Below are 20,822 nucleotides of genomic sequence, written 5' to 3'. Positions count from 1 at the left end.
GTTCCCTAAAGCAAACTTTTGACGCCTGGAAGCGGCGCAGGGCGGGTATTGCAAGAAGCTTTCCAACTTTGGCCCGATGCTCGAACTGATTTATGGCGTTGCGCCATCAACCACTGCAAAAGTCACGTTCAGCGCCATCGCGAGCCAGCTCGAGCCGTGCAGGATCATCGACCCTGCACAACTCGAGAAACTCAGGAATCGCGGCGCAGATCCGGCGGAATCGGCAGATCCTTGAGGGGCTCGGGGCGCTTGCCCTTGCCGGCCTGGTGCTGGCGAATCTGATAGACGTAGGCCAGCACCTGGGCCACCGCCAGATAGAGCCCGCCAGGAATTTCCTGCTCCAGCTCGGTGGAGTGGTAGATCGAACGCGCCAGCGCCGGCGACTCCAGCAACAGCACCTCGTTGGCCACCGCGATCTCGCGAATCTTCAGCGCCAGGAAATCAGTGCCCTTGGCCAGCAATACCGGTGCCCCGCCCTTCTCGGCGTCGTACTTGAGCGCCACCGCATAGTGGGTCGGGTTGGTGATGACCACATCCGCCTCGGGGATCGCCGCCATCATCCGTCGCTGCGACATCTCGCGCTGGGTCTGGCGAATACGCTGTTTGACCTCGGGCCGCCCCTCCTGGTCCTTGTGCTCGTCCCGCACTTCCTGCTTGGTCATCAACAGTTTCTTGTAGCTCTGGTACAGCTGTACCGGCACGTCCACCGCCGCGATCAGGATCAGCCCGCAGGCCATCCACAAGGTACTCCAGGCCACCAGCCGGACACTGTGGGCGATGGCCCGCTCCAAGGGCTCATGGGCGATCTGCAGAAAGTCGTCGATATCCGAAGACAGCACCGACAGCGCGACGAAGAGCACCACCACGAACTTGGCGAAGGCCTTGACCAGCTCGATCAGCGAGGTCGGGGAAGCCATACGCTTCATCCCGCTGAGGGGGTTCATGCGACTGAACTTGGGCGCCATGCTCTTGGTGGAGAACAGCCAGCCACCCAGGGAAATGGGACCGATCAGCGCCGCCAGCACCAGGGGAATCAGGATCGGCATCGCGGCAAGGATCGCGATCTTGCCCGAATGCAGCAGGTACAAGCCCATGGCGCCAGGGCTGAGCAGCATTTCCCGCGGCAGGGAGAAGTTCAGGCGCATGATTTCCAGCAGGTCCTGCGCCACCCCCGCACCGTAGATCAGCAGGCCGGCGGCGCCGATCATGGTGATCGCCAGGGTGTTGAGCTCCTTGGAGCGGGCAATCTCCCCCTTTTCCCGGGAGTCCTTCTTGCGTTTCTCCGTGGGGTCTTCTGTCTTGTCCTGACCGCTCTCGCTCTCAGCCATGCTTTATCGAGCCTGTGCCAGATCGCGTAGCAGCTGCAGGGCCTCGACGGCCAGCGGCTGGTACTGGTTGAGAATGTCCCCCAGGCTGACCCAGAAAATCACCAGGCCCAGCACCAGGGTCATCGGAAAACCGATGGAGAAGATGTTCAATTGCGGCGCCGCGCGGGTCATCACACCAAAGGCGATGTTCACCACCAGCAACGCAGTGATCGCCGGCAACACCAGCAGCAGCGCGGCGCCCAGCACCCACCCCAGCTTGCCGGCGATTTCCCAGAAGTGATTGACCAGCAGCGCACTGCCCACCGGCAAGGTGGTGAAGCTTTCGATCAGCACCTCGAAGACCACCAGATGGCCGTTCATGCCGAGAAACAGCAAGGTCACCAGCATGGTCAGGAACTGCCCGATCACCGCCGCCGAAACGCCGTTGGCAGGGTCGACCATGGAGGCGAAGCCCATGCCCATCTGCGTCGAAACGATCTGCCCGGCAATCACGAAGGCCTGGAAAAACAGCTGCAAGGCCAAGCCGAACAAGGCGCCGATGATGATCTGCTCGGCGATCAGCAGCAATCCGCCCAGGCTCAGGGCATTGACCGCCGGCATGGGCGGCAGGCCCGGCGCCACCAGGAAGGTGATCGCCAGGGTGAAGTACAGGCGGATACGCCTCGGCAACAGGGTCGTACCGAAGACCGGCATGGTCATCAGCACCGCGCCGATCCGGAACATCGGCAGCATGAAGGTCGCGACCCAGGTGCTGATCTGCGTGTCGGTGAGCGCCAGCAGGGACATGGCTCAGCCGATCAACTGCGGAATACTGCCGTACAGCTGCAGGATGTATTCCATGAAGGTCTGCACCAGCCAGGGGCCGGCGACGATCAGCGTCACCAGCATCACCAGCAGGCGCGGCAGGAAGCTCAGGGTCTGTTCGTTGATCTGGGTGGCGGCCTGGAACATCGCCACCAGCAGGCCCACCAGCAGGCTGGGGACCACCAGGATGGCGACCATCATGGTGGTCAGCCAGAGCGCTTCGCGGAACAGGTCTACAGCCACTTCAGGGGTCATTGCGCGCCACCCGCCAACAAGGTTTTAAACACCGCCGAAACTGCCCGCCAGGGTACCGATGATCAAGGCCCAGCCATCCACCAGCACGAACAGCATGATCTTGAACGGCAGGGAAATGATCAGCGGCGACAGCATCATCATACCCATGGCCATCAGCACACTGGCGACCACCAGATCGATGATCAGGAACGGGATGAAGATCATGAAACCGATCTGGAACGCAGTCTTCAGCTCTGAGGTGACGAAGGCCGGCACCAGGATCGTCAGCGGCGCCTGATCCGGCGTCGCGATGTCGGTGCGCTTAGACAGGCGCATGAACAGATCCAGGTCGCTGCTGCGGGTCTGGGCCAGCATGAAGTCCTTGATCGGCACCTGGGCCTTGGCCACCGCATCCTGGGCGGTGAGCTTTTCCGCCAGATACGGCTGCAGCGCATCCTGGTTCACCCGGTCGAACACCGGCGCCATGATGAACATCGTCAGGAACAGCGCCATGCCGGTGAGGATCTGGTTCGACGGCACCTGCTGCAAGCCCAGGGCCTGACGCAGGATCGAGAACACGATGATGATCCGGGTGAAGCTGGTCATCATGATGACGAACGCCGGGATGAAACTCAGCGCCGTCATGATCAGCAGGATCTGCAGGCTGACCGAGTACTCCTGCTGGCCATCGGCGTTGGTGCCGAGGGTGATTGCCGGGATCGACAACGGGTCAGCCGCCAGTGCCAGCGGCGCCGCCAGCATCAGGGCCAACGTCAAGAGGATGCGCAACGGCATTACTTCTTATCCTTCTGATCCTTGCCCAGCAGCTCCATCAGGCGCTGGGCAAACTCCGGAGTCGCCTGCTCGGCGCTCGGCGCCTGCACGGGCTCCTTGAGCACGTGCAGCGGCGTGATGGTGCCCGGCGTCAGGCCGAGCAGAATCTGTTCGTTGCCGACCTGCACCAGCACCAGCCGGTCCCGCGGGCCGAGCGAGCGCGAACCGATCAGTTCGATGACCTGCCCCTTGCCGACCGGACCTGCCTGCTGCACCCGGCGCAACAGCCAGGCGAGAAAGAAGATCAGCCCCACCACCAGCAACAGGCCCAGCACCAGCTGGGTCAGCTGGCCGGCCACCCCGCCACTAGCGACCGCCGGCGCAGCCGTAGCAGCCACCGGCTCGGCAGCCAGGACCGAGAGCGGCCAGGCCAGGAACAGCGCGAGTACCTTTCTCACTTAGCGCAGCTTCTTGATACGTTCGCTCGGGCTGATCACGTCAGTCAGGCGGATGCCGAACTTCTCGTTGACCACCACCACTTCGCCATGGGCGATCAGCGTGCCGTTGACCAGTACGTCCAGCGGCTCACCGGCCAGGCGGTCGAGCTCGATCACCGACCCCTGGTTGAGCTGCAGCAGGTTGCGGATGTTGATGTCGGTGCTGCCGACCTCCATGGAGATCGAGACCGGAATGTCCAGGATCACGTCCAGGTTCGGACCGTCGAGGGTCACCGGCTCGGTGCTCTTCGGCACACTGCCGAACTCTTCCATCGGCAGGCGATTGGACGCCGGCGCATTAGCGGCATCGGCGGCCAGCAAGGCATCGATATCGTTTTGCCCGGCCTCGCCGGTTTCCTGCAGGGCGGCCGCCCACTCATCAGCCAGGGCCTGGTCATCTGCGGAAGTCATTTCGTGTTCGTCAGCCATGTTGTCCTCGGCGGGCAAAAAATCATTAACAAAGCGAATTCATAACAACGCCGCTCAGCGGCGCTCGATCGGCTCGACCACTTGCAGAGCCAGGTTGCCCTTGTGCGAGCCGAGCTTGACCTTGAAGGCCGGCACGCCATTGGCACGCATGATCATGTCTTCCGGCAGCTCCACCGGGATCACATCCCCCGGCTGCATGTGCAGGATGTCGCGCAGGCGCAACTGCCGGCGGGCGACCGTGGCGCTCAATGGCACGTCCACATCCAGCACGTCTTCGCGCAGGGCCTTGCTCCAGCGCTCGTCCTGGTCGTCCAGGTCCGACTGGAAGCCGGCGTCGAGCATTTCCCGCACCGGCTCGATCATCGAGTACGGCATGGTCACGTGCAGGTCGCCGCCACCGCCATCGAGTTCGATGTGGAAGGTCGAGACCACGATCGCTTCGCTCGGGCCGACGATGTTGGCCATGGCCGGGTTCACTTCGGAGTTGATGTACTCGAAGTTGACTTCCATGATCGCCTGCCAGGCTTCCTTCAAATCGATGAAGGCCTGCTCCAGCACCATGCGCACCACCCGCAGTTCGGTGGGGGTGAATTCACGACCCTCGATCTTGGCGTGACGACCGTCGCCACCGAAGAAGTTGTCCACCAGCTTGAACACCAGCTTGGCGTCGAGAATGAACAGAGCGGTACCGCGCAGCGGCTTGATCTTCACCAGGTTGAGACTGGTCGGCACGTACAGCGAGTGCACGTATTCACCGAACTTCATCACCTGCACGCCACCCACCGCCACGTCCGCCGAACGGCGCAGCATGTTGAACATGCTGATACGGGTGTAGCGGGCAAAACGTTCGTTGATCATCTCCAGGGTCGGCATGCGTCCGCGGACGATGCGATCCTGGCTGGTCAGGTCGTAGCTCTTGATGCTGCCGGGCTCGGCGGCACTATCGGTCTGTACCAGACCATCGTCGACGCCATGCAGCAGCGCGTCGATCTCATCCTGGGACAGCAGGTCCTGCACGGCCATGTCGTGTTCCTACTGCAGTACGAAGTTAGTAAAGAGCAACTGCTCGACCACCACTTTGCCGACCTCTTTCTGGGCCACTTCCTGCACGCTGGCGGTGGCCTTCTGACGCAGCATTTCCTGGCCGACCGGAGTCGCCAGGGTGTCGAAGCTCTGACCGGAGAACAGCATGACCAGGTTGTTGCGGATCACCGGCATATGCACTTTCAGCGCATCCAGATCGGCCTGGTTGCGCGCCAGCAGGGTGATGCTCACCTGCATGTAGCGCTGACGGCCGTTCTGCGTGTAGTTGGCCACGAAGGCAGGCGCCATCGGCTCATAGATCGCCGCCGGCTTGACGTTGCTCGCCGCCTCGGTGGCTTCGGCCGGCTTGCTCTGGGCACTGCTGTGCATGAAGTACCAGGTAGCCCCGACCGACAAGCCGATCGCTAGCAACAAGGCCAGAACAATCAAGAGGATAAGCTTGAGTTTGCCTTTCCCGGCGGGGGTGTTCTCTGCTGCTTCGCTCTTCGCCATGCCAATAATCCGTCACTAATCAGGTTTTCACAGTCGCACGGCAAGGCAAGAGCAAGTGTTATGCCAGATTTGTCTGAACTGGCGGGATGGCGTAGCACAAAGCAAAAGATCGCCAGCCGCGGCGCTGCGCGACTGGCGATCTTCTGTTCTCTGACCGCAGCGCGGGTCAGGCGTAATAGTCGACGGCGCTGGAGCCAATGACCGTGGCGGTGCTGGCGGCGACTTCGGCGACGCTCTGCGGCAGCTCGTCATCCGCCGCGTCCAGGCGCGTGCCATTGCTGCTGGCGCCGCTGCTGCGCTGCTGCCCCTGCTGAGCCTGCTCCTGACCACCCTGCCAGCTGCGCTGGTCGGAAACATTGACGTCCACCTGGCCCATGCCTTGCTGGTGGAACATGTCCCGCAGGCGATACATCTGCCCTTCGAGCGCCTCGCGCACGCCGACATGGGCGCTCATGAAGGTCACCTGGGTCTGCTGGTCCGGCACCATGTTCACGCGGATATCCAGGCGCCCCAGCTCGGCCGGTTGCAGCTGGATCTCGGCCGACTTCAGATTGACGCTGGACAGGTACATGACCCGGTTGACCACTTCTTCGGTCCAGCCGTTCTGATGCATGGCCAGCGGCTGGTTCACCGGGACCACGTTGGCGGTCTTGGGCGTGGCCGCCTGGGTCAGGGCCGCCAGGCGGTTGGCGAAGTCATCGACCCGGGTATCGCTGGCGGCGTTCTTGAGATCCTTGAGGCCGTCATCGAGCAGGCCGCTGAAGGCCTTTTCGCCCCCCCCTTCGGTGCTGTCCTTGCTCGCCTGCAGATCAAGCATGTTGGCCATGCCGCTGGCAAAGGTCTGGGCCGAGGTCGGTCCGTCATCGGCCACCACGGCCGGCGCCGCCTTGCTCGGTGCCTGGCTGGACGCCGAGACATGCCCACCCTGCTCCATGGCCAGGCGCACGGCCGGCAGCGCATCCAGCGGATCGGCCTCAGGGTCGAATTCAGGATCCACCGGCACGGGCACCGGCTCTGCGACTGGCGCCGCAGTGCTGGCAACCACCGCGACAACCGGCTGGGCTTGCGCCTGCGTCGGTACCGGCGCGGGCGCGGCTTCCGGCTCGGGGGCTGGCAACGGCACCGGCTGGGCCGCCTGCATCAGCGCCGGATCGAGGGATGGGTCTAGCGGTGCGTCGGTCTGCGGCTGATCGCCGCTCGACGCCTGCTCACCGGCAACCTTGTCGTTGCTGCCGGCAGCCTGGTCGGCAGGCAAGGTCTTGCCGCTATCGGCAACCGTCGGCGCGGGGGCGGCAGCCTGATCCTGGGCCGGAGCGGCCTGGGCACGGGTATCGCTGCTCTTGTTGCTGGTGGGCTTGGGCGAGCCGTCGGCGGCGGCTACCGGCTTGCCCGACGCTTCCTTGGCGAACACCTGGGCAAAGCTCGCGCCTTTATCCGCGGGCTCGGCAGCGCTGGCCTGGGCAGTGGCGGAAGCGGCCTGAGTCTTGGCCTGGGAGGCGGCCTGAAGAAGCATGTTCGGGGTAACGGGCATGAAAACGGTCTCCGCTGCACAGGAATCGTAGGTACAGTTGGGAGACTTGACTGCAAAGGTCGAGCCAGCTTTGCCGGCTCGCGAAAAAAACGTCGATCGCGCTGCTGTTTCAGCAATGAAAACGCTGGCGTTCCTGCTCGCACAACTGCCGGACAATGGCGAACTCGCCATCGATCTCGCCCACCAACTGCTCGATACCGCGCAACGACGAATCCTTGGCACGCTGCTCCAACTGATGGCACAGCTCGGCCAGGCGGATAGCCCCCATGTTACTGCTGCTGCCCTTGAAACTGTGGGCAGTGGCGACAAGTTGACGGGGGTCGTCGACCTTGTGCAACTGGCGCAAACGCTCTTCGGAGTCGCAAAGAAAGGTGTCGAGCAACAGTGGGTACTCGTCCTCCATGACTTCCTGCAATGCGCTCAGCACATCGTGATCCAGATGAATTTCAGCCACTTGCTCACTCCTTGATCAAGAATCGGCGAATTATGCCAGAGGCTCCCAGAGAAACTCCACGCTGACACTGCGACCATCGTCGGACCAACTGGCATGCTGGCTGAGCTGGCGGATCAGGCTGACCCCGCGCCCGGACAGACGATCGCTATCCACGGGCCGCGCCAACACCTGCCCGACATCGAAGCCGCTGCCACTGTCCTCGACCCGGATCAGCAAGCGCCCGCCCGCGCCCCGGGGCTCCACCTGCAGGTGCACCCGGACAAATCCGTCCTGCAACGCTTCGAGCCGTGCCGCGCGCTCCCGGTAATAACGGCTGAAGCCCTGAACATCGCGCTTGAGGCTCGAGTCCAGGCCCAGCACCCCATGCTCCAGGGCGTTGGAGTACAACTCGGCCAGCACACTGTAGAGCGCCCCGCTCTGCGCCCGCAGGCCATGCACCTCCTGCAACAGTTGCAGCAGGTAGGGCAAGGGATTGAAGCGCTTGAGGGTGGCCGCGCGATATTCGAAACTCAGCGACCAGTCCAGTGGGCAGGACTGGCCGCTGTCGGAGTACACCGGCACCGACGGCGTCAGCTTCCTGGCCTCGAGCAGCCTGACCTCGACCATGCTCACATCGTCCCGGGCATCGCCACCAAACGCGCTCAGGGCCTGCTGGATCTCCTCGAACAACAGACCCGGTTCGCGATTGGCGGCAAACACCTGCTGCAAACGCTCGACACCGAACAACTGCTCGTTGGCATCGCAGGTATCGATCACCCCGTCGGACAACAGGAACACCCGGTCGCCCAGGACCATGGGAAAGACTTCGGTACGGTCGTCGAACGCCTCGGCACCCAGCACGCCCAGGGGCAGATGGCGCGCCACCAGCGGCACACGCTCGCCGGTCGCCAGGCGATGCAGGTAGCCGTCCGGCATGCCACCGTTCCAGACTTCCACCGCCCGCCGCTGGAAACTCAGGCACAGCAGCGTCGCGCAGCAGAACATGTCCACCGGCAGGATGCGCTTGAGCTTGGCATTCATCTCGCGCAGGGTCTCGGGCAGCCCGTAGCCCTTGGCCGTCATGCCGTAGAACACCTCGGCCAAGGGCATCGCCCCCACCGCCGCCGGCAAGCCATGGCCGGTGAAATCCCCCAGCAGGACGTGCATGTCGCCCGCCGGGGTAAAGGCCGCCAGGAGCAAGTCACCATTGAACAGGGCGTAGGGCGATTGCAGGTAACGGATATTCGGCGCGCTCAGGCAGCCGGAATGCGCCACCTTGTCGAAGACTGCCTTGGCCACCCGCTGCTCGTTGAGCAGGTAGTCATGATGCTGAGTGATCTGGTCACGCTGCTGCAGCACCGTTTCCTGCAGGCGCCGCAAGCGATCCATGGCCTTGATCTTGGCGGCCAGGATCACCGGGCTGTAGGGTTTTGCCAGAAAATCGTCGCCACCGGCTTCCAGGCAGCGCGCCAGCGCCTCGCTCTCGGTGAGCGAGGTGAGGAAAATGATCGGCACCAGCGCCTCGCCGGCCAGCCGCTTGATCCTCCGGGCCGCTTCCAGGCCATCCATCACCGGCATCATCGCGTCCATCAGCACCAGGTGCGGACGCTGCTGGGCGAACAGTTCCACGGCCTCGGCACCGTTGCTCGCCGTCAGCACCTCGTGCCCCTGGCGGCGGACGATGCTCGACAGCAACAGGCGGTCGGGCGCACCGTCCTCGGCGATCAGCACCCGCAAAGGCGCCGCCATCGGTTGCATGTCGGTCAACTGATGTCGAACAGCTTGTCGAAGTTGGAAATGGCGAGGATCTTGCGCACATCCGAATTGCTGTTGATCACACGCACATCGGATTCGTCGCCACCGGCGTGGTCGCGCAGCAACAACAGCATGCCCAGGGCCGAGCTGTCGAGGTAGGTGGCTTCTTTCAGGTCCACCACAATGGAATCGGGCTTTTTGTTGAGGTGCTCGTAAGACTCGCGAAATTCCTGATGCCGGCCAAAGTCAAAACGTCCCTTGATCGAAATCGTCAGTTTTTGCCCGTCCGGTGATACTTCAGTAACGACTGACATGATACCGCTTCCTTGTGATTGGCAATCTGTACAAGGTTTAGCACCCCGTACACGCCCGGGCAACCCGAAGCGCCGCTGCCGAACACCGAGCGGCGACGAGCGGAATGGCAATCAGTACGGATCTTGGCGCGGCAGGCGCTGGGACAGCTCATCGAGCAACTTCTGCTCGCGTTTGTCTTCGAGTTGGCGCGCCTCATCGATATAGCGCTGCACCAGCTTGCGCAGCCCTTCGACCCGGGCGTAGGCCTGCTGCCAGGCTTCCCGGGCGCGGTTGAGGTTGTTCTGGTGCCAGGCCAGGCTTTGCCGCTGCTGCCCCACCGCGGTTTCCAGCTGATTGAGGAAGTGCTGGTAGTTCATCAGCCAGTGGCCGGAAACGCCGCCGCTGCCGCGTTCGATCCACTGCTGCTGGTAATCGCTGCGAAAGCGCTCCAGGTCGCCCAGCTTGCTTTCCGCGAGACGTACCTGCCCCTGGAAATGCCCCAGGCGCTGGGCGGCGGTGCGCTCGGCGCTTTCGGCCATTTCGACCACGGGAGCCAGGCGCGCGGCGCGACTGTTGGCCATGGCGGATTAACCGCCCGCTGCCGGAGCGAAAACCACCTCCAGGTGGGCTTGGCTTTCACCCAGGCCAATGCTGTCGTTGAGCCCCTGGCGCAGGTAAGCGACCATCGACGGCTGCAGCGCGATGGCCGCGTCGGTTTCGCGATCGCCGCCGGCGACATAGGCACCGACGCTGATCAGGTCGCGCGCCTGCTGGTAACGCGACCACAACTGCTTGAAATACTGCGCGCGGGTCATGTGGTCCGGGCTCACCACCGCCGGCATGACCCGGCTGATGGACGCCTCGATATCGATGGCCGGGTAATGCCCTTCTTCCGCCAGGCGTCGCGACAGCACGATGTGCCCGTCGAGCACGCCACGGGCCGAGTCGGCGATCGGGTCCTGCTGGTCGTCGCCTTCGGACAGCACGGTGTAGAAGGCAGTGATCGAACCGCCACCGGCCTCGGCGTTACCCGCGCGCTCCACCAGCTTCGGCAGCTTGGCGAACACCGACGGCGGATAACCCTTGGTCGCCGGCGGTTCACCGATGGCCAGGGCGATTTCCCGCTGGGCCTGGGCGAAACGGGTCAGGGAGTCCATCAGCAACAGGACATTCTTGCCCTTGTCGCGAAAATATTCGGCGATCCGCGTGCAGTACATGGCGGCACGCAGACGCATCAGCGGCGCATCGTCCGCCGGCGACGCCACCACCACGGAGCGCTTGAGCCCCTCTTCACCGAGGATGTGCTCGATGAATTCCTTGACCTCGCGACCCCGCTCACCGATCAGCCCGACCACAATGATGTCGGCCTCGGTAAAGCGGGTCATCATGCCCAGCAGCACACTCTTGCCCACGCCGGTACCGGCGAACAGGCCCAGGCGCTGGCCGCGGCCCACCGTCAATAATCCGTTGATGCAGCGAATGCCCACGTCCAGCGGTTGGCTGATGGGATCGCGCTTGAGCGGGTTGATGGTCGGACCGTCCATCGGCACCCAGTCCTCGGCCTTCATCCCGCCCTTGCCGTCCAGCGCACGCCCGGCACCGTCCAGCACCCGCCCGAGCATGCTCATCCCCATCGGCAGGCGACCGGTATCGGCCAGCGGCACCACACGGGCGCCCGGGGCAATGCCGGCGACGCTGCCGACCGGCATCAGGAATACCTTGCTGCCGGAAAAGCCCATCACCTCGGCCTCGACCTGCACCGGGTGATAGCTGTCGTCGTTGATCACCAGGCAGCGACTGCCCATGGCCGCCCGCAGGCCTTCGGCCTCCAGGGTCAGGCCGACCATGCGCAACAGGCGACCTTCGAGAATCGGCTGGTTCGGCAGTTCGGTGGCTTCGGCGTAGCTGCTCAGGCGCTTGCCGAAGCTGGTGCGGTCAAGGCGCATCGGCAGGGTCCGGCGCGAGATCGACAGGGTCGACATCCGCCGCAGGTCGATCAGTGGCGGCCCCCAGTTCGACGCTCAGGTCGGGACCGGCGGGATGCAAAGCCTGCTCGTGAAGCTGATCGGACAGTTTGTCCATGATCTTGGCGATCCGGGTTTCCATGGTCGCGTCGATACGGCTGTGCTCGGTCTCGACCCGGCAACCGCCCGGCAGCATGGCTTCGTCCTCGACGATGCGCCAGCTTTCCTCATGGCGCTCGCGCAGGCTTTTGACCTGGGCGAAGTCCTGCGGGTTGATATACAGGCGCACGTTACCCACGCCCAGCGGTAACAGCTTGAGGGCTTCGCGCATGACATGCTCGATCTGGCTTGAATCGATGGCCAGCTCGCGCTGGATCACCTGGCGCGTCATGTGTTGCACCAGGTTGACCAAGGCCTTTTCGATCTGGGTGTCCTGCTCGGCGATCGGCTCGAACAGATTGGCCATCAGCGTTTCCAGCGGTGCCAGCTTGGCGTTCAGGGCCACTTCGGCTTCCTGGCGGACCTTCAGCGTGGTGCTGTGGAAACCTTCCTTTTCGCCCGTGGCGAAACCTTCGTTATAGGCTTCCTGGCGAATGCTCTCGAGCTCTTCGAGGGTCAGCGGCTGGACTTCCTCCAGCGGCACTTCCTCGATCTCCACCGGCAGTTCTTCCGGCTCCGGCTCCGGCTCGGGTTCAGGTACATCGGGGTCGAAACTGGGCAGCGCCCAGACGTCGAAACCACCGACGTCCCGAGCGCGAATCAGGTCGCTGTGGGCTTCATCACTGCTGGACGACATAACGCGACCTTAGATCATTTCTTCGCCGCCCTTCCCGCCGAGAACGATTTCTCCGGCTTCGGCCATACGGCGGGCAATGGTGAGGATTTCTTTCTGCGCGGTTTCCACATCGCTGACGCGCACTGGGCCCTTGGCCTCGAGGTCGTCGCGCAACAGTTCGGCCGCCCGCTTGGACATGTTCTTGAAGATCTTTTCCTTGACGCCTTCGTCCGACCCCTTGAGGGCCAGGACCAGCACGTCGGAAGAGACTTCGCGCAGCAGCGCCTGGATGCCGCGGTCGTCGACATCGGCGAGGTTGTTGAACACGAACATGAGGTCTTCGATCTGACCGGACAGGTCTTCGTCGACTTCGCGGATCGAGTCCATCAGCTGGCCTTCGATCGAACTGTCGAGGAAGTTCATGATATCGGCAGCACGCTTGATACCACCCAGGGTGGTACGCGAGGCGTTGGAGTTGCCGGCGAACTGCTTCTCGAGAATCTGGTTGAGTTCTTTCAGGGCGGCCGGCTGCACGGTATTGAGCGAAGACACCCGCAGAATGATGTCCAGGCGCGCCTTGTGGTCGAAGTTGCCGAGCACTTCGCCCGCCTGGTCCGGATCGAGGTACGCCACCACGATCGCCTGAATCTGCGGGTGTTCGTAACGGATCACGTCCGCCACGGCACGCGGCTCCATCCACTTCAGGCTGTCCAGGCCGCTGGTGTTGCCACCCAGCAGGATGCGGTCGATCAGGCCGTTGGCCTTGTCCTCGCCCAGGGCCTGGGTGAGCATCTTGCGCACGTAGTCGTCGGAGCCCACGCCGAGGCTGGTCTGGTCGCCGACGATGTCGACGAACTCGCTCATCACCTGCTCGACCTGCTCGCGGTGCACATTGCCCATCTGCGCCATGGCCACGCCCACTCGCTGAACCTCTTTGGGGCCCATGTGGCGCAGCACTTGCGCGGCATCGGTGGAACCCAGGGACAGCAGCAGAATCGCGGCCTTGTCGACCCGGGTCAGTTTGGCGGTAGCGGCTCGGTTATCACTCATCTGCGTTAATCCACTCTTTCACGACCTGGGCCACGCGACCCGGATCTTCTGCCACCAGACTCTTGATTGCGTTCAACTGCGCGTCATAACCCTCGCTCGGGCTAGGCAGCAGAATGCTCTGCGGGCCGCCGAGGCTGACGCGATCGTTGGCCAGCTCGCCATCCAGGCCGCCCATGCCGCCGAGTTCGACATCGCTGCCGAGCCCTGCCAGTTGCTTGCCCTTGCCGCCGCCGGTGATGTTGTTGAGCACCGGGCGCAGCACGCCGAACACCAGGACCAGGATAAAGAGCACACCCAGTACCTGTTTCACGATGTCCCAGAACCAGGGCTGCGAGTAGAACGGAATGTCGGCGATCACTTCACCGCGATCGGCGGAGAACGGCACGTTGATCACGCTGACGCTGTCGCCACGACTGGCGTCGAAGCCCACGGCGTCCTGCACCAGGCGGGTGAAGCGCGCCAATTCGTCGGCGCTCCACGGTGCGCGGGTGGTTTCGCCGTTGGCCGGGTTGACCTTGACCTGATCGTCCACCACCACCGCCACCGACAGCCGGCTCAGACGACCCTGCTGCTGCTTGGTGTGGCTGATGGAGCGATCCAGCTCGAAGTTCTTGGTGGATTGTTGACGCTTGTCGTTCGGATACGGCGCCAGCATCGGTTGGCCGGTGGCCGGGTCCATGATCTGTTGGCCGTTGGCATCCAACAGCGGCTGGCCAGGCTGCACCATGCCGGCGGCCGCGGTAGCGCCACCGGTGGTCTGCGGCGCGCTGGCTGGCGACGGCGGCTGGTTGCTCAAAGCACCAGGCACGCCTTGCGGGCCCATGCTGCTGGAGCGCTGTTCGTTGACCGACTGCTCGCTGCGCAGCGCCGGCTGATCGGGGTTGAACTGCTCAGAAGTCGACTCGACCGCACTGAAGTCCACATCGGCGGACACTTCAGCCTTGTAGCGGTCGTTGCCCAGGATCGGCTGCAGGATGTTGTGCACCCGCTGGGTCAGCATGGTTTCCATGCGGCGGCTGTAATCGAATTGCTTGCCGGCCATGGTCAGTTCGGAGTTTTCCGCCTGGTCGGAGAGCAGGTTGCCCTTCTGGTCGACCACGGTGATCTGCGATTTGCTCAGCTCGGGAACGCTGGTCGCCACCAGATTGACGATGGCCACCACCTGGCCCGGTTCCAGCGAACGACCGGAATACAGCTCGACCAGTACCGAAGCACTGGGCTTGCGCTCGTCGCGAACGAACACCGAGCTTTTCGGGATCGCCAGGTGCACGCGTGCGCCCTTGACGTTGTTCAGGCTGGAAATGGTGCGTGCCAGTTCGCCTTCCAGGCCGCGACGATAACGGGTCGCTTCCATGAACTGGCTGGTACCCAGGGCCTGTTCCTTATCGAGGATCTCGAAACCGATGTTGCCATCGCCCGGAGCCACGCCGGCAGCGGCCAGCTTGAGGCGCGCGCGCGACAGGTCGTCGGCCTTGACCAGCAAGGCACCGGAGTTGGGTTCGACGGTGTAGGGAATGTCAGCGGAGGCCAGGGTGTCCATGACCTGCTTGGCGTCCATGCCGGCGAGGCTGCCGTACAAAGGACGGTAATCGGGTTGCTGGGACCACAACACCACGGCAAAACCAATCGCCACGCTGGCGGCCAGACCGACCAGGAGGCCGACCTGACGCAGCATGGTCATTTCGGAGAGGTTTTCCAGAAAGGACAGACCAAACAGCGGCGGTTTGCCTTCTGTCGGAGTGGCCTTGGCCGGTACGTTATCGGCGACTGCTTCTGCCATGACTCAATCTCGTCCTTAAACCGGCATCTGCATGATGTCTTGGTATGCCTGAACCAACTTGTTACGCACCTGGGTCAGTGCCTGGAAGGACACACTGGCCTTCTGCGAGGCGATCATCACGTCGGTCAGGTCGACGCCGCTCTTGCCAATCTCGAAAGCGCTGGCCAACTGGCTGGATGCCTGCTGAGTGTCGGCGACCTTGTTCACCGCCTGCCCAAGCATGTCGGAAAAACTGCTGCCGCTCATCTGCGGCACCGCGGCCAATTTAGGCTTGGCCATGGCGTCCATCTGCATGGCCCGCATGTCCAACATCAAGCGATTAAATTCAATACCTTGGCTCATGGTCTACTCTCTCCGACGACCCGCATTTTTTTGACACTCGCACAGCGGTTAGTGAGGTGTTAGCAACAAGGGTGCCAGCTCCACGGAGACACCGAACAAAAGCCTGCACGGCGTCAGTCTTAAACCTTTCATGTTGCAAACAGATAAGCCTCGACATCCATTCCGGCATCGCGCATCTGCGCCAACTTGTAGCGCAAGGTACGCGGGCTGATACCCAGCCGTTCGGCCGCCTCTTTGCGCCGGCCACGCTCGGCGCGCAACGTGTCGATGATCATCTGGAATTCCCGGCGCCGCAGATCGTCGCCCAGAGCCCCGACCGACTCAGCCGGCGGCACATCGGCCTCCAGCGGAACGCTGCGCACCGCCGTCACCGCGGCGGGTGCCATGACTGGTAACGGCACACAGGCCAACGGCCCGCCCAGGCAAAAATCTTCCGGCTGGATCAGGCCACCCTGCTGCAGGATCAACGCACGCTGGATGGCGTTATCCAGCTCCCGCACGTTACCCGGCCACGGATAACCGACCAGGCAGGCCTGCGCCTCGGCGGACAGCCGGGCCGCCGCATGTTTCATTTTATTGACGTGCCTGGCCAGCAGACGCTCGGCCAGCGGCAGGATATCGGCGGTACGCTCGCGCAGCGGACGCCAGGCCAGCGGAAACACCGACAATCGGTAATAAAGGTCTTCACGGAAACGCCCCGCCGCCACTTCGCCGGCCAGGTCGCGGTTGGTGGTCGCCACCACCCGGATATCCAGGGCAATGGGCTTGCGCGCGCCGACCCGCTCGACTTCGCGCTCCTGCAACACCCGCAGCAGCTTGGCCTGCAGCCCCAGGGGCATCTCGGAAATCTCATCCAGCAACAGGGTGCCGCCATCGGCCAGCTCGAACTTGCCGGGCTGGGCCGCGACGGCACCGGTAAAGGCCCCCTTCTCGTGACCGAACAGCGTGGCTTCGAGCATGTTGTCCGGAATCGCCGCGCAGTTGATGGCGATAAATGGCTGGTTGGCACGCGGCGACTGCTGGTGAATGTATCGCGCCAACACCTCTTTACCGGTGCCGGACTCGCCCGAGATCAATACCGTGGAATCGCTGCGCGCGACCCGCGCCGCCAGCTCGAGCAACTGCGCACTGGCCGGCTCGAAGGCCACCGGCCCTTCGCCCTCCGCCGTGCCCAGGCAACCCAGGGCATGTCGCGCCACCAGATCCAGCAGGGCCTTGGGCTCGAACGGCTTGACCAGGTAGTCGGCGGCTCCTTGACGCATGGCCTCGACCGCACGCTCGACCGCGCCGTGGGCCGTCATCAGCAATACCGGCAACTGCGGCTGGCGCGCACGCAGCAGCCCCAACAACTGATGACCATCCATGCCCGGCATGTTGACGTCGCTGACCACCAGGTTGAACGACTCGTCGAACACCGCCTCCAACGCTTCTTCCGCGCTGCCGACCGCCTCGTAGTCATGACCGGCCAACAGCAGCGTATCCGCCAGGGCCTCGCGCAGAGCGCGATCGTCTTCAACCAGTAAAACCTTGATTGCCATTACCTTCACTCCACTCCTTGAGCGCCGGAGAACAGCGGCAGAACCACCAGCGCAGAGGTACCGCGCCCAGGACGCGAGCGCAGTAGCAATTCTCCCTGATGGGCACGCGCCACCGCCTTGACGACTGTCAGGCCCAAGCCGGTTCCCGTGGCCTTGGTGGTGAAAAACGGTTCTCCCAGGCGCGCCAGCACCGCGGCATCGATGCCGCAGCCGCTATCGCTGACACACAGCCGCAAGTCGTTGCCACGGGTATACAGATGAACTTTAAGACGCACCTGGCCAGCACTGGCCTGGATGGCGTTCTCGATCAGGTTGAGCACTGCCCCGATCAAGGTGTCGCGATTGCACAGCAACTCGCCGGCATGGCTGTCGCACTGCCAGCGCACCGGTACGTCCTGCACATGGGTCAAGGCCGCCGCCTGCAACGCTTGCAGCAGGGCCTTGGGGGTGACGCGATCGGTCAGCGGCAGCTCGCCCCGGGCGAACACCAGCATGTCGCGCACCTGATGCTCCAGCTCATGCAGCCGCTCTTTCAGGCGCCCGGCAAACCGTTGCTGGGTGGCGACGGGCAGTTCCTGCTCGGTCAGGTGACTGGCATACAGCAACGCGGCGGATAATGGAGTACGGATCTGATGCGCCAGGGACGCCACCATGCGCCCCAGGGACGACAGACGCTCATGGCGGGCCAACTGGTCTTGCAGGTGACGGGTTTCAGTCAGGTCGTTGAGCAGCACCAATTGGCCCGGCTCGGCATCCAGCGAACGGGTGGCGATCGACAAGCGCCGACCATCCTTCAGGGAAATTTCATGGCCGTCGTCTTCTCGCGGCGCAAAGCAGCGCGCAATGACGTGACGCCACAGCTCGCCTTCGAGGGGCAGCCCCAGCAGGTCGCAGGCGGCGGGATTGGCTTCACGGACGATACCCTGGGCGTCGATGACGATGACGCCGCCAGGCAACAGATCGAGGAGGTTTTGCAGACGGTTGGCCAGACGCTCCTTTTCCGCCAGTTCCTGCATGCGCTGGGCGCTGACCACGGCCAGTTCACCCTTGAGCTCGGTCACCCGGGCCTCGAGCATGCTGTAGGAGTCGGAAAGCTGGCTCGACATCTGGTTGAACAAGGCAAACGCCTGCTCAAGGCCAAGCCGGCTTGCCTGCTCTACGGACGACGATTGCCCCTGGGCTTCAGGGGCAGGAGACATCTGGGCGGCTTGGGGCATCGTGCTCTCTCGCGTGGCTGACCGTCAGTTAAACGGAACGTTGCGAGAGACTTAGCAATACCCGTGCCGAAAAAAAACCGCCCGGTTTTCAACAGGTTAAAAAACAGGCGTCAATCATCCGCCTGTTCATCACCCTCACGACGGCTCATGCCGTACTTGCGCATTTTCTCCACCAGCGTGGTACGACGAATACGCAAACGCTCCGCGGCCCGCGCCACAATGCCATTGGCATCGTCGAGCGCCTGCTGGATCAACCCCTGCTCCAGACCACCGAGATAATCCTTCAGGTCCAGGCCTTCCGGCGGCAGCATGGCGGTGGCGGCGAAGTCCGGCGTATGGCCATTGATCGCCACCCGTTCTTCCAGATCGCTGCGCAGGCTGTCCACCAGTTGCTCGTCTTCGTCGTCGACGTAGCGGAATTTCTTCGGCAACTCGACCACACCGATCACACCATAGGGGTGCATGATCGCCATGCGCTCCACCAGGTTCGCCAGCTCACGGACGTTGCCCGGCCAGCCATGCCGGCAGAGCGACATGATGGCCGCGGAGTTGAAGCGGATCGAACCGCGCTTCTCGTGCTCCATACGCGAGATCAGCTCGTTCATCAGCAGCGGAATGTCTTCCACACGCTCACGCAGCGGCGCCATCTCGATCGGGAACACATTCAGGCGGTAGTACAGGTCTTCGCGGAAACTGCCGACCTCGATCATGCTCTCGAGGTTCTTGTGGGTCGCGGCGATGATCCGCACGTCGACGCTTTGGGTCTTGTTGCTGCCCACACGCTCGAAGGTCCGCTCCTGCAGCACCCGCAGCAGCTTGACCTGCATCGGCAGCGGCATGTCACCGATTTCGTCGAGGAACAGGGTGCCGCCGTTGGCCAGCTCGAAACGCCCGGCACGACTGGTGATCGCCCCGGTAAAGGCGCCCTTCTCGTGACCGAACAGCTCGCTCTCGAGCAACTCAGCCGGAATCGCGCCACAGTTGACCGGCACGAACGGCGCTTCGCGGCGCTTGGAGTGATAGTGCAGGTTACGCGCGACCACTTCCTTGCCGGTGCCGGACTCGCCGAGGATCAGCACGCTGGCGTCGGTATCGGCCACTTGCTGCATCATCTGTCGCACATGCTGGATCGCCCGACTGGTGCCAACCAGGCTGCGAAAGAGGTTGGGCTCGCGATGGCGACCGCGCTCACGGGCCTGATCGTACATTTCACGATAGACCTGGGCACGGTGCAGGGAATCGAGCAACTTGCTGTAGCTGGGCGGCATTTCCAGGGTGGAAAGCACTCGACGACGCTGGTCTTCAGGCAGGTCAATGGAAGAATTATCGCCCATTAACAAAACCGGAAGGAACTCATCCCAGGTCGAGAGTGTCTTTAACAGGCCCAGAAGTGCCCCAGGAGCATTTACAGTCCCGATGAGGACACAGATTACTTCACGACTTGATGACAATGAGCCGACAGCCTGCTGCCAATCATGGCTACCACAGGGTAAATTTTCTTCACCAAGAAAATTTAAAATCACCGCCAGGTCGCGGCGGCGGACGCTATCGTCATCAATCAGCAGAATTTTGGTTTCACGCCACATGCAATAGCAACTTCCCTAGTCAACTCAATGCCCGGAATCAGGGCAAGCTAGACGCTTTTAGGCATTTTGAGCCTGATAGACGTCTGAAATCTGAAAACAGCCACTAGTTAAGTCAAAAAAGCGTGCACAGTCAAATTTATGGCGCACTAGATTCGGATTAACTGCGGGGGTTAATTAACCGAACAGATGGTAAACCTTTGCCGCGTTCTGTGCTTGATGGATCTGTGACATCTCGTCGACTATTGCCTGACGCTCCCCCGTCGTCACCTCCAGAAGTTGCCGATAGACCCCCAGCAACTCCTGCAGATTCTCGCGCAATGCAGCTTCGTCCTCCGGACTCTCACTCAAGATGTCTTCCATGCAGGAACGGCAGGCCAGATCCAGCTGACCGATTGCTTCCCAGTTACGCTCGGCCAAGGCGGCGACCAGTGCTTCACGGGTTTCTTCGATACGCTGCAATACAAGACTCATGGTGATCTCCTTAGAACTGCGGACCCGGCGTTCCGATGGCGTCCCAGCCTTCCTTGACGGTGCGCAGCAGATCGGCGACTTCGTCGAGAATCGCCGGGTCGGTCTTGACGTTGGCCTCGGTGAGACGCGTCATCATGTAGGCGTACAACCCGTCCAGATCACCCAGGGTGTCGTACGAGTTTTCCAGGTCGAGCCCTTCACGCAAGCCACCGATAATGCCAATGGCCTTGCCGATAAATACGCCCTTGCCGGGAATATCCTTGCGCTCCATCGCCCCCTTGGCCTGAGCGATACGATCCAGACCACCCTCCATCAGCATTTGTACCAGGCGATGAGGACTGGCTTCGGAAGTCTGCGCCTGGGATCCGACTTTCTGGTATTGCCGAAGGGCTAACATCGGGTTCATGTTCTACCTCATCAAAACTCAAGGGTTCGTATAACCAGCGTATCGACGCTGCGTCAAAAAACTTTAGATCAAAAGCCA

At 62.7% G+C, this 20,822-nt stretch carries 23 protein-coding genes; all 23 read right to left on the bottom strand.

The features are described 5' to 3' along the window. Window positions 1-191: 191 nt before the first annotated feature. Complete coding sequence (flhB, locus tag ACQKQA_RS22160) at window positions 192-1,328, bottom strand: flagellar biosynthesis protein FlhB (RefSeq protein WP_427562408.1); 1,137 nt, start codon at window positions 1,326-1,328, stop codon at window positions 192-194. Between the two features lie 3 nt (window positions 1,329-1,331). After that, on the bottom strand, window positions 1,332-2,114 hold the full coding sequence (gene fliR, locus ACQKQA_RS22155) for a flagellar biosynthetic protein FliR (protein ID WP_427562405.1): 783 nt from the start codon (window positions 2,112-2,114) through the stop codon (window positions 1,332-1,334). Window positions 2,115-2,117: 3 nt separating this feature from the next. Then, a complete protein-coding gene (gene fliQ / locus ACQKQA_RS22150; protein ID WP_075118572.1) occupies window positions 2,118-2,387 on the bottom strand; it encodes a flagellar biosynthesis protein FliQ in 270 nt (89 codons plus the stop codon). Window positions 2,388-2,411: 24 nt separating this feature from the next. After that, on the bottom strand, window positions 2,412-3,161 hold the full coding sequence (gene fliP / locus ACQKQA_RS22145) for a flagellar type III secretion system pore protein FliP (protein ID WP_427562402.1): 750 nt from the start codon (window positions 3,159-3,161) through the stop codon (window positions 2,412-2,414). Beyond that, the gene (gene fliO, locus ACQKQA_RS22140; protein WP_427562399.1) at window positions 3,161-3,598 is read right to left on the bottom strand and encodes a flagellar biosynthetic protein FliO; all 438 of its coding nucleotides are present in this window, start codon (window positions 3,596-3,598) and stop codon (window positions 3,161-3,163) included. The genes fliP and fliO overlap by 1 nt, the downstream gene beginning before the upstream one ends. Further along, window positions 3,599-4,066, bottom strand: a complete 468-nt coding sequence (gene fliN / locus ACQKQA_RS22135) for a flagellar motor switch protein FliN (RefSeq protein ID WP_427562397.1) — start codon at window positions 4,064-4,066, stop codon at window positions 3,599-3,601. 54 nt (window positions 4,067-4,120) lie between these two features. Beyond that, window positions 4,121-5,089, bottom strand: coding sequence for a flagellar motor switch protein FliM (gene fliM, locus ACQKQA_RS22130; protein WP_427562394.1), 969 nt, complete (start codon window positions 5,087-5,089; stop codon window positions 4,121-4,123). Between the two features lie 9 nt (window positions 5,090-5,098). After that, window positions 5,099-5,602, bottom strand: coding sequence for a flagellar basal body-associated protein FliL (fliL, locus tag ACQKQA_RS22125; protein WP_427562391.1), 504 nt, complete (start codon window positions 5,600-5,602; stop codon window positions 5,099-5,101). 166 nt (window positions 5,603-5,768) lie between these two features. Continuing rightward, the gene (locus ACQKQA_RS22120) at window positions 5,769-7,133 is read right to left on the bottom strand and encodes a flagellar hook-length control protein FliK (RefSeq protein ID WP_427562388.1); all 1,365 of its coding nucleotides are present in this window, start codon (window positions 7,131-7,133) and stop codon (window positions 5,769-5,771) included. Between the two features lie 109 nt (window positions 7,134-7,242). Further along, window positions 7,243-7,587 (bottom strand): Hpt domain-containing protein, encoded by a 345-nt coding sequence (locus ACQKQA_RS22115; RefSeq protein ID WP_075118565.1) that lies wholly within the window; start codon window positions 7,585-7,587, stop codon window positions 7,243-7,245. A 30-nt stretch (window positions 7,588-7,617) separates the two neighbouring features. Further along, the gene (locus ACQKQA_RS22110) at window positions 7,618-9,324 is read right to left on the bottom strand and encodes a SpoIIE family protein phosphatase (protein ID WP_427562385.1); all 1,707 of its coding nucleotides are present in this window, start codon (window positions 9,322-9,324) and stop codon (window positions 7,618-7,620) included. 5 nt (window positions 9,325-9,329) lie between these two features. Then, a complete protein-coding gene (locus tag ACQKQA_RS22105) occupies window positions 9,330-9,635 on the bottom strand; it encodes an STAS domain-containing protein (protein WP_427562384.1) in 306 nt (101 codons plus the stop codon). Between the two features lie 111 nt (window positions 9,636-9,746). Continuing rightward, window positions 9,747-10,196: a flagellar export protein FliJ gene (fliJ, locus tag ACQKQA_RS22100; RefSeq protein ID WP_427562381.1), complete on the bottom strand. Its 450-nt coding sequence runs from the start codon at window positions 10,194-10,196 to the stop codon at window positions 9,747-9,749. A 6-nt stretch (window positions 10,197-10,202) separates the two neighbouring features. Then, window positions 10,203-11,561: a flagellar protein export ATPase FliI gene (fliI, locus tag ACQKQA_RS22095; protein ID WP_427562427.1), complete on the bottom strand. Its 1,359-nt coding sequence runs from the start codon at window positions 11,559-11,561 to the stop codon at window positions 10,203-10,205. Then, complete coding sequence (gene fliH / locus ACQKQA_RS22090; RefSeq protein ID WP_427562379.1) at window positions 11,551-12,375, bottom strand: flagellar assembly protein FliH; 825 nt, start codon at window positions 12,373-12,375, stop codon at window positions 11,551-11,553. The genes fliI and fliH overlap by 11 nt, the downstream gene beginning before the upstream one ends. 9 nt (window positions 12,376-12,384) lie before the next feature. Next, on the bottom strand, window positions 12,385-13,404 hold the full coding sequence (gene fliG, locus ACQKQA_RS22085; RefSeq protein WP_007922630.1) for a flagellar motor switch protein FliG: 1,020 nt from the start codon (window positions 13,402-13,404) through the stop codon (window positions 12,385-12,387). Beyond that, entirely contained in the window at window positions 13,397-15,184 is a 1,788-nt protein-coding gene (fliF, locus tag ACQKQA_RS22080) for a flagellar basal-body MS-ring/collar protein FliF (protein ID WP_427562376.1), read from the bottom strand. Before fliF ends, fliG begins: the two co-directional genes overlap by 8 nt. A gap of 15 nt (window positions 15,185-15,199) precedes the next feature. After that, window positions 15,200-15,526: a flagellar hook-basal body complex protein FliE gene (fliE, locus tag ACQKQA_RS22075; protein WP_427562373.1), complete on the bottom strand. Its 327-nt coding sequence runs from the start codon at window positions 15,524-15,526 to the stop codon at window positions 15,200-15,202. Between the two features lie 128 nt (window positions 15,527-15,654). Next, window positions 15,655-17,064: a sigma-54-dependent response regulator transcription factor FleR gene (gene fleR / locus ACQKQA_RS22070; RefSeq protein ID WP_427562371.1), complete on the bottom strand. Its 1,410-nt coding sequence runs from the start codon at window positions 17,062-17,064 to the stop codon at window positions 15,655-15,657. A 5-nt stretch (window positions 17,065-17,069) separates the two neighbouring features. Then, window positions 17,070-18,263 (bottom strand): sensor histidine kinase, encoded by a 1,194-nt coding sequence (locus ACQKQA_RS22065; protein ID WP_427562368.1) that lies wholly within the window; start codon window positions 18,261-18,263, stop codon window positions 17,070-17,072. Between the two features lie 128 nt (window positions 18,264-18,391). Continuing rightward, the gene (locus tag ACQKQA_RS22060; protein ID WP_007922638.1) at window positions 18,392-19,867 is read right to left on the bottom strand and encodes a sigma-54 dependent transcriptional regulator; all 1,476 of its coding nucleotides are present in this window, start codon (window positions 19,865-19,867) and stop codon (window positions 18,392-18,394) included. A gap of 174 nt (window positions 19,868-20,041) precedes the next feature. Beyond that, entirely contained in the window at window positions 20,042-20,338 is a 297-nt protein-coding gene (gene fliT, locus ACQKQA_RS22055; protein WP_075118555.1) for a flagellar protein FliT, read from the bottom strand. Window positions 20,339-20,348: 10 nt separating this feature from the next. Continuing rightward, window positions 20,349-20,744 carry a flagellar export chaperone FliS gene (fliS, locus tag ACQKQA_RS22050; RefSeq protein WP_427562364.1) on the bottom strand — a complete coding sequence of 132 codons (396 nt, stop codon included), beginning with the start codon at window positions 20,742-20,744 and terminating at the stop codon, window positions 20,349-20,351. Window positions 20,745-20,822 lie beyond the last annotated feature (78 nt).

Source organism: Pseudomonas sp. NPDC089530, assembly GCF_050280705.1.
Taxonomy (GTDB): Bacteria; Pseudomonadota; Gammaproteobacteria; order Pseudomonadales; family Pseudomonadaceae; genus Aquipseudomonas.
This window is presented reverse-complemented; position numbering and strand designations above follow the sequence as displayed.